General features: G+C 22.7%; 1 protein-coding gene. It reads right to left on the reverse strand.

Going from position 1 to position 277, the window contains the following annotated elements; translation table 11 throughout:
• Positions 1-277: replication initiator protein A (locus tag FEK29_RS17825; protein WP_205123429.1), on the reverse strand; the 277-nt coding region annotated here is incomplete at both ends.

The raw sequence follows: 277 nt of genomic DNA on the forward strand, positions 1-277 counted from the left end.
TTAAACCTACTCTTATTTGATTGAATAAATCAGCTTGAGTTAATTCTTTTTTTATTTTAGATAACTTATTTGGACTACTAATATTTAAAATAGATTTAAGCTTTTCGTTGGTATAAATAAAAAATATATCTCCATTTTTATCTACCCAATTATTTCTTATGGATAAATCTAAACGATCTCTTAGTATTGACCAAGTTATTTTTGCATCATTAGACAATTTAGTATATTTAGGATTCGTAAAAAACACTTTAGGTAATTGATAAAATTTCTCTTTTTG

Source organism: Maribacter aurantiacus, from assembly GCF_005780245.1.
GTDB lineage: Bacteria > Bacteroidota > Bacteroidia > Flavobacteriales > Flavobacteriaceae > Maribacter > Maribacter flavus.